The organism is Cupriavidus sp. SW-Y-13 (genome assembly GCF_009793345.1).
Classification (GTDB): Bacteria; Pseudomonadota; Gammaproteobacteria; order Burkholderiales; family Burkholderiaceae; genus Cupriavidus.
The window spans coordinates 2,669,611-2,677,351 of the sequence record NZ_WHLX01000002.1 but is presented as its reverse complement, the minus strand read 5'-3'; the positions used below and the strand labels follow the sequence as shown (position 1 = coordinate 2,677,351).

The window sequence follows — 7,741 nt, the reverse complement described above, 5'->3', positions numbered from 1 at the left end:
GGCTCCTCCCTGACCAGAAGCACCGGCACGGCGGAGGCTCGCGCCAATGATTCGGCAACGCTTCCTAGAAATACGCGCTTCAGTCCGTGACGCCCGTGGGTGCCCACCACGACCACGTCGGCATGGGAGGTGTTGATGCGCTCCAGGATCTGCCCGGCGACATCACCCAGACCGATGATGTTATCGACTAATGTCGTCGTGCACTTTACGCCGGCCTGTTCGGCCGCGCCTGAAGCGTCGCGCAAGAGATTCTTACCGTACTCCAACAGTTCCGGAATGATATCCGCTCGGACACCGTAACCGCTGTCGTACTGCAAGAACGAGTAGTCAATTACGTGCACGACTTCCAGTTGCGCGCGGCATGCCGCCGCGAGCCGGATCGCCTCAGTCAGCGCACGCAAGGCGCAGGCGCCACCGTCAACAGCGACAAGAACATGGTGATACATCAACCGTCTCCTGATCCATTCGCCCGACAAGCTTTCCATCAGATGCAGCGTGTCTCCGGTGGCGCCGCACCATCGCTGGCAACGGCATCAACGAAGGTGATGAAGGTTTGCGTCGAATTCCGCTGAGGTCTGCGTGCAATAGCGGCGCATGCCCGGCAGACCACGGGGTTGTAAAGCTGTCCTCCGTAAGGCCCGGATGTTGGCGGGCCACGTCCTCGGTGACACTCAGCGCCAATACCTGTGGAGCACGTCTTGCTGCTCCTTCGTCAGCACCGCCTCCATGCGCTTGTGTGCATCGACTGTCGAGTCATACATTTGGCTGCGCAGCTTGCCGATGGTCTTGTAGGCGTCGTCGATGGCGGCCTCGTCCGGCTTTTGTGCGCCGTAAAGGTCGCGCAGCCGCGCCTGCTGGTCCATCATGGCGCCTACGGTAGTCCAATGCGCCTTACGCGTGTCGTCGGCGATGCGATTGATCTTCGCGCGCTGTTCGTCAGACAGGTTCATGCCCGGAATGCGCGTCCAGTGCTGCGCACCCATGCCCATCCCGTGGCCCTCACCATAGCCCCCCATCATGCCGGGACCCATACCTCCCCCTATCATGTCGGGGCCCATGCCGTAACGGCCATACATCCCATAGCCGGGCCCACGCGTGCAGTCGTTCGTGCCGCGCGCTGCCGGAGCGGGCGGCGCCGCCATCGCCACGATGGCAATCGACGTGAGACAAAGGCCAACGGCCTGCCGGATAGCGGACTTCGATGTGTAATGCTTGGACATGACGTCTCCTAGCGTTGGCAATTGCGGTCACCGACTGGCCGCCCGGCGTTGGCGCCCGCATAAGGCAACCCCGCTTCGATGGGCAAGGTCATGTCCCTCGACCACTCGTTCCACGATCCGAGGTAGAGGCGTACGTCCTGTATGCCGGCCTCTTCCAGTGCCACGAACGTGTTCGACGCACGAGCGCCTTTGAAGCAGAACACAACAACGGGCGTATCGCGGCGAATTCCCACCGTGGCGCATTCGGCCAGGATTTCCTCGGCCGACTTGAACCGCGGCCCCGTGGCAGACGGCTTCATCATGCGATACCACTCGATCCAGACGGAATGCGGGATGCGACCTTTGCGGGGACAGAAGTCTTTGCCGTACGGCGAGGAACTCGCGCCGATCCACTCGTCGACATCACGCACGTCGAGCTTCACGATGCGCGGGTCGTCGACGATGCGCTTCATTTCCGCCAAATCCACGAGCAGACCGGTGTCGTCGTCCGTGATGGGAAAGGTCGCCCTGACAGGTGTGAAAACCTCGGTCGTGCTCGGCAGGCCTCCCGCACTCCACGCCTGGTAGCCACCATGCAGTACCTTGATCTTGTCGCGCGGATAACCCAGATATCTGAGCAGGATGTATCCGCGGCACGATTGGCCGAACCCCGTGGCCATCGCTTGCTCGTAGACGACTGCTGTTTCATTGCCTGACAAGCCCGCTTTGCCGAAGGCCGCCGCAAAGGTAGCGCGCAGCGCCCTGAGGCCTTCGGGTGTGGTGGTTGCAAGATAGGTGAATATTTCGTGGATGCTCACCGCGCCCGGCAAATGTGCCTCCGCAAAATGGGCCGCATCTCGGGTATCGATTAGCACAACCGCCTCCGATCGAAGTGCTTCGTCGAGTTCGGCAGGAGAAATGAGTACGCTGTCACGCATGGTGGGATCCCTTCTTCGGTTTGGGGACGCGACGTCCGTACGGCCGGCATCGGCGGGGACCCGTACCGTGTAGGACTGGCTTGACGGCCAAGGCTTTGCGTAGCGACCTGTCAGTTCCGATTCTGGGATAGCAGGCAGACCTGTGGTTGATTTGTGTCAACCCAAGCTCGACCTATGATCAGCCCACGCTCAAACGCTCGCCACACGCGATTTCGCCTGTTCGATCAGCTCGAACACCATCATGCCTGCGAGCATGGCAAGGACGAAACCAGCGGCCTTCGGATATCCCGCACCCAACGCCACCAATGCGGGCCCCGGGCAGAAGCCCGCCACTCCCCAGCCGATTCCGAAGGTGGCACTGCCGAGGATCAGGCGCCATGTGATCGACGTGTTGGAGGGCCACTGCATCGGCAGCCCGAGCCAAGAACGTGTGCGGCGCCGGGCGATAAAAAACCCCAGCGAGGCCAGCACGATCGCGCCGAGCATGACAAAAGCGAGCGAAGGGTCCCACACGCCGGCAAGGTCCAGAAACGCCAGGACCTTGGCAGGGTTCGCCATGCCCGACATCATCAGGCCGAGTCCGAATACCAGTCCGGCTATCCACGCAGTGATCATGCCCATCTCAGGCTCCCAGTAGATGACGTTTTACGAAAACGGTCAGGAAGCCCGCTGCCATGAAGGTGAGCGTGCCGACAATTGATCGCGCCGAACCGCGCGAGATGCCGCACACGCCATGCCCGCTTGTACATCCGCTTGCGTATCGTGTGCCGATGCCTACGAGAAAGCCGGCCACCAGAACTTGGGGCCAGCCAGCCTCGATGTCGGCAACGGGAGAATGGCCCGCAAAACGGCCCAGTACGGGTGCGCTCAGCAGCCCAGCAAGGAAAGCAATACGCCACCCCATGTCACGGCGCGTCACGCCCAGCAATCCGCCCAGGATACCGCTAATGCCGGCAATGCGGCCGTTGAAGAGAATCAGCACCGTGGCCGCCAAGCCGATAAGCAGGCCGCCGCCGAACGACAGTAACGGAGTGAAATGATCAAGATCCAGCGTCATGATTTCCCGAATCGGTAATTCGCCCCTGCGCTGCGGCATATCAAGAAGCACGAGCGGTTACCGCAGGCGCAATCGGCTCGTGTCGAGGTGCGACCTCCCAGGCGCCAAGAATATACAGCAGCGTCGATTACCGCTGCCAGATGCGTCCGGCAGGACCGCGAATTGGCTTTACAGCCGAGACCCAGGCATATGTCACCGGCCGTGCGCGGATTCGCCCTTCACCAGAATGACGGGGCACGGTGCATGGGCGATGACACGGCCCGCCACGGAGCCGACGATGGCATCGAAAAATGCTCCCCGGCCGTGGGTGCCCATCACAATGGCTGACGCATCGACGGAACGTGCTAGCTCGACGATGCGGTCGGGCGCGAAGCCGGTCAGCGCGTGCTGCTCGAACGATACGCCGCCGAGGTTGAGGATATCGGCGGCCGAGCGCAAAGTCCGGCTGCTTTCGTCCGCGTGCCATGCGGCCAGCTCGGTGGCGCTAATGTATGACTTCACCTCACCCGACACGTCCGGCATGCAATGCACGAGATGGACGAGCAGCGGCCCTTTCAGCAATTTTCCGGCAGCCACAAAGTGTGCGGCCGCATCGCTATACGTTGACCCATCAGCGGCAAGTACGATGGATTGCATCACAGGCTCCTTGAATCGAGGACGTCAACAAACGCATATGGGCCGCACGGTGCTGGGAAGGCCTCTAACGCAACACGGTGATTCCTTAGCCGGTGTATCGGCCCCTATATTGACAAGGTAGGCGACCAATCTTCCAGTGATTTGGGCTGGATCAATGAAAACGCCTGTGTCCTTCGCAGAGCCCGGTGGGACAGCGTGGTTGCGATCACCGGATCATCGGCACGTCCGGGCGGGTGCACCCGAGGCTAATTTCAAGGGACAGCGGGATCGTCTTTTATCCTGACCAACGAATGCCGGCGAAGGATGCCTTGCTGGTCGAAGGACAAAACGAGGCTGTACTTGGCGGTCCATGCGGCTTCCCTGCGCCGCATCGGGACATAACCCTGATTGTTGTGGTCGAGCTGATAGGTCAAGATGCGGCCACCTTCCCACACCGCGCTGGGCTCAGCCAGTTTCAGGTACACGTCCTCCCGAGTCGTGACACCGTCCTGCAGGAACGTCAGAAGCTGTGGATCCCCTCTCGGGTAGCTCGCGCAAGCGGCTAGGAGCCCCAACAGGATGACAATGGCACGGCGGCTTGCCTTGATCGTTTTCGTCATCATTCATCTCTCTTCAAGACGCCCGGCACGACACACTGTGCGGTCTCGCCGCAGTTCTCGTGAAGTTCAAAGTCCCGTCGCCACCTGCGACTACATACCAAATCGAAAATGCCCGCTGTGCAGCAGAATGCTATGCGCCCCGGTCATCTCGAACAGGCCGCGGGCCATCGTCTCGATGGCACCTCTGTGGTTCTGATAGGCCACGAACAGGTCTTCCGGTCGACACGATCGCGCGCCGAAGTGGTCTTCCAGGGCTTCTGCGGTAATGCCATAGCACGCCTGCGCACCATCGACCCGCGCTTGGCACTGGAGGCTGGGCCCTGCCGAGCAATAAGTCGGCAACATTCCTGAAAACTCTATTGCGCTCATGATGTGTTCGGCTATGCGCGGCCGTACTTGGAGACGTCACCTTCCCAAGACTAGGCATTGGCGCGACCGGTGATTTGATTCACCGCAACGACGCATCACCGTTGGCGACCGGTCATCGTGCTCCACTGATCATTGGACGGCAATCGCCTTGCGCTGTATCAACGGCCACCGCCCGTGCGGACATAAAGTGAAATTCAACGCGGCAACGTAATCACAAAGCGGAATCGATCATGCGCTTCCTCGACAATCCCCGCTCGTGGATCCAGGTCATGATCCTCGCTGCCTTCACAGCGTCGGTCAGCCCGGCCGGCGCCCAAGCCGCCACAAGCGCGCCCAAGGCCGCCCCGCAGCAGATCGCCGCCGGCATTCCGTACCTGTCGGGCGGCATCGGCGCCGACGATGTGGCCCGCATGCGCTCGCTTGCGCCGCAGTTCAACGTGCATCTGCGATTCCAGGATCGGTCGGATGGCACGTCGCTTGCGGACGTCAAGGTGCTGCTGCTCAATGCACGACACGAACGCATCCTGCGCGTGGTAAGCGAGGGGCCACTACTATATATGCGCCTGCCACCCGGCCAGTACTATCTGGCGGCTGTGTACCAGGGCATCATCCAGGAAGTCGCGCTGATCGTTGGACGCAAGCCAATAGACCTGACCATCTCGTTCACGATGAATAGCGAGGAAGGCACCTGGCAGTACTGCAAGCGATGGGGCTCCCACAATTGATCGCTATCAAACAGCTATAGGTTTCAGCGCAATAACGATTTCCAAGCGGCTATCTTCACAAGGCAAAAGATGAGAGACGCGCAGTTGCCGCTGCCGAAGGGAGACATGCCATGTTGAGTGCCCATGAAATCGCCGCGTTGATGGTGCTGGGATCGCGGGGGTCGTGCCGCGGTATCGATCCGCATGATCTGACCGCACTTGCCACCCGCCGCTTGATCGACGTGGCCAACGCTCCGGCCGCGCCTCCCGCGGTGCGCCTTACCCCGGCCGGCTACAAGGTGCTGGGCGCCGTTCATCGCGCCTTGCCGGTGCGGTCGACACAGCGCAACGCCTAGCCCTTGCGGGATTGGCGAATGCTGGCGCGAGTCAGGAAATCCTGACAGCCGCGCCAAGAATCCTGACGCGCCACCCAGCCCCTTTCCCACATGGCGCATGGCAATCGGGTGACGCGTTTGCCGGCATGCGCTGATAGGTGCCGAAGCGCCCCATGACCAATACTCCAGCCACACCCCCGGCAACGCCGCGCGAAATCAGTAAAGCAACAGGCCGCGCGCCCATGCCTTCGGTGCCAACTGGCGGGAGAGGGAAATGGACGAACTGGAGATGGCGCCAGCGACAACCAACCGCGCGCCGCAGACGCTGCGCGAAGGCACGCACCTTGTCACGCCACGCCGCTGGTATCGGCATCATGGCATCTACATCGGCAACGGACAGGTAGTCCACTACGCGGGATTCAAGTCACTGCTGCGTCGAGGCCCCGTGGAATGCGCCACGCTCGACGCCTTTGCAGACGGCCACGGTATCGAGGTTGCCACCGCGCAGCATGCGCGCTACAGCGGCGCCGACGTGGTGCGTCGTGCTACGTCGCGGCTGGGCGAGGACACCTATCACCTGCTACGCAACAACTGCGAGCATTTCTGCAACTGGTGCGTACATGGCACGCCCACCAGTTCGCAAGTGGAACGACTGGCATACGACCCGCTTCGCGCGTTACTCGCTGCCGTGTGCTTACTGCACGCGTGGCTGTGGGCGCGCGCGTACACCGGACGCGGCGGCAACGCCCTTCCTGGCCTTCCTGGAGAGCAAGCATCATGAGCACTGTCACTTACAACTATCGGGGCTTTCATGTCACCCTTCGTACCGACCCCGTGCATCCGGAGGTTCGTATCCTGTCGCGTGACGACGATATGGGCGTGTGCTTTGCCCCGCGCTGGGGGGCATTGGCGCCGGTGGCCGCCGAAGCCGAGCAGTGGTTGCAAGGCTATGCGGCTGGCCTGATCGACTGCGAACTGGCCGGAGGCTTCGGCATCCTGCTCCAGCGCGAGGCTCAGCCCACGCAAGAACGAAGCCATTGCGTGGCGCCAGCCTGAAGCGCGCGGTGGTCTGACGCCGCTTCGACGCAGCCGCGCGGCCGGCGTCGCGCGGCGTCCCGCATTCAGCGTGCCCGGTCAGCGACGGTCAGCGTCCAAAAACACTCTCATCGTGTGGCTTCTTCTGCCGAACGGATCTGGATTCGCTTCTGCGGCGTGGCTTCCTTCTTTGGCAGCACCAGCCGCAGCACACCGTCCGCGTAGGTAGCATCCACCTTTGATTCGTCGATGTCGGCGTCCAGCGTGAAAGCGCGACGCATGGCACCGCTGTAGCGCTCGTGGCGGATCACGCGTTCGCCGTCTCGCTGCTCGGTCATGCGGTCGAGCTTGGCGGCAATCATGACCGTGCCGCGATCGACGTTGACATCGATGTCCTGGGGTTTCACGCCGGGCAACTCGGCGGTCACCGTGTAGCTGCTGTCTGACTCGGTCACATCGACCTTGAACACCATGCCGGTATCGGCCGTCCCGCGGAACGCGCGCAGCATACCCTGCATCATGTCGCTGATCGGCTCAATGGAAAGTGGGTCGTAATGTCTGAGGCTGGTCATCGTGGACTCCTTCATCCGATCGCCGGTAAATCCGGCTGTTTTCAGGATGGCAGCCCACGACGACCGGCCCTTGCGTTGCGTCAACGGTTGCGGGGCCGGTTTTCCAGATCAGCGCTTGATGAAACAACACACAGCCGCGTCGTGTCGGCGAGAAACGTTCGGTGCCGATTGCAGCCAGGCCACGGCGCGGACGCCGAGTGCACCATGACGCATACGCACATCAGTCCTGTGCAGTGGATGTGAGCGATGTATATGGGCGGATGAGCGCCGCATCACATGCTCCGGTCGCGCAGGTGT

The 7,741-nt window shown here is 61.9% G+C and carries 13 protein-coding genes; 4 read left to right on the top strand and 9 right to left on the bottom strand.

Translation table 11 applies throughout. The features are described 5' to 3' along the window. From GA566_RS27525 to GA566_RS27490, 8 genes are all read right to left on the bottom strand, one after another. On the bottom strand, positions 1 to 446 hold a 446-nt coding region (locus tag GA566_RS27525), incomplete at its 3' end, for a universal stress protein (RefSeq protein ID WP_160474614.1). Between the two features lie 225 nt (positions 447 to 671). Beyond that, positions 672 to 1,220 (bottom strand): Spy/CpxP family protein refolding chaperone, encoded by a 549-nt coding sequence (locus GA566_RS27520; RefSeq protein ID WP_137927423.1) that lies wholly within the window; start codon positions 1,218 to 1,220, stop codon positions 672 to 674. An 8-nt stretch (positions 1,221 to 1,228) separates the two neighbouring features. Then, positions 1,229 to 2,137, bottom strand: a complete 909-nt coding sequence (locus GA566_RS27515) for a sulfurtransferase (RefSeq protein ID WP_160474613.1) — start codon at positions 2,135 to 2,137, stop codon at positions 1,229 to 1,231. A 189-nt stretch (positions 2,138 to 2,326) separates the two neighbouring features. Next, the gene (locus tag GA566_RS27510; RefSeq protein ID WP_160474612.1) at positions 2,327 to 2,758 is read right to left on the bottom strand and encodes a YeeE/YedE family protein; all 432 of its coding nucleotides are present in this window, start codon (positions 2,756 to 2,758) and stop codon (positions 2,327 to 2,329) included. 1 nt (position 2,759) lies between these two features. Further along, on the bottom strand, positions 2,760 to 3,194 hold the full coding sequence (locus GA566_RS27505; protein WP_137927433.1) for a YeeE/YedE family protein: 435 nt from the start codon (positions 3,192 to 3,194) through the stop codon (positions 2,760 to 2,762). Between the two features lie 192 nt (positions 3,195 to 3,386). Continuing rightward, positions 3,387 to 3,830, bottom strand: a complete 444-nt coding sequence (locus GA566_RS27500; protein WP_160474611.1) for a universal stress protein — start codon at positions 3,828 to 3,830, stop codon at positions 3,387 to 3,389. Positions 3,831 to 4,081: 251 nt separating this feature from the next. Then, positions 4,082 to 4,432, bottom strand: a complete 351-nt coding sequence (locus tag GA566_RS27495) for a hypothetical protein (protein ID WP_237380699.1) — start codon at positions 4,430 to 4,432, stop codon at positions 4,082 to 4,084. Positions 4,433 to 4,519: 87 nt separating this feature from the next. Then, a complete protein-coding gene (locus GA566_RS27490; RefSeq protein WP_160474610.1) occupies positions 4,520 to 4,798 on the bottom strand; it encodes a DUF1488 domain-containing protein in 279 nt (92 codons plus the stop codon). A gap of 230 nt (positions 4,799 to 5,028) precedes the next feature. Between GA566_RS27490 and GA566_RS27485 the strand changes: the two genes are divergently transcribed. The 4 genes from GA566_RS27485 to GA566_RS27470 all read left to right on the top strand — a co-directional run bounded on the left by GA566_RS27485 (position 5,029) and on the right by GA566_RS27470 (position 6,893). Beyond that, a complete protein-coding gene (locus GA566_RS27485; RefSeq protein ID WP_160474609.1) occupies positions 5,029 to 5,523 on the top strand; it encodes a hypothetical protein in 495 nt (164 codons plus the stop codon). A 110-nt stretch (positions 5,524 to 5,633) separates the two neighbouring features. Further along, positions 5,634 to 5,858, top strand: coding sequence for a hypothetical protein (locus GA566_RS27480; protein ID WP_160474608.1), 225 nt, complete (start codon positions 5,634 to 5,636; stop codon positions 5,856 to 5,858). 253 nt (positions 5,859 to 6,111) lie between these two features. Beyond that, positions 6,112 to 6,618, top strand: coding sequence for a lecithin retinol acyltransferase family protein (locus GA566_RS27475; protein ID WP_160474607.1), 507 nt, complete (start codon positions 6,112 to 6,114; stop codon positions 6,616 to 6,618). Further along, a complete protein-coding gene (locus GA566_RS27470) occupies positions 6,615 to 6,893 on the top strand; it encodes a hypothetical protein (RefSeq protein ID WP_160474606.1) in 279 nt (92 codons plus the stop codon). The genes GA566_RS27475 and GA566_RS27470 overlap by 4 nt, the downstream gene beginning before the upstream one ends. Before the next feature lie 107 nt (positions 6,894 to 7,000). Here the strand turns inward: GA566_RS27470 and GA566_RS27465 are convergent, their stop codons facing one another. Beyond that, positions 7,001 to 7,444, bottom strand: coding sequence for an Hsp20/alpha crystallin family protein (locus tag GA566_RS27465; RefSeq protein WP_160474605.1), 444 nt, complete (start codon positions 7,442 to 7,444; stop codon positions 7,001 to 7,003). Positions 7,445 to 7,741: the final 297 nt, after the last annotated feature.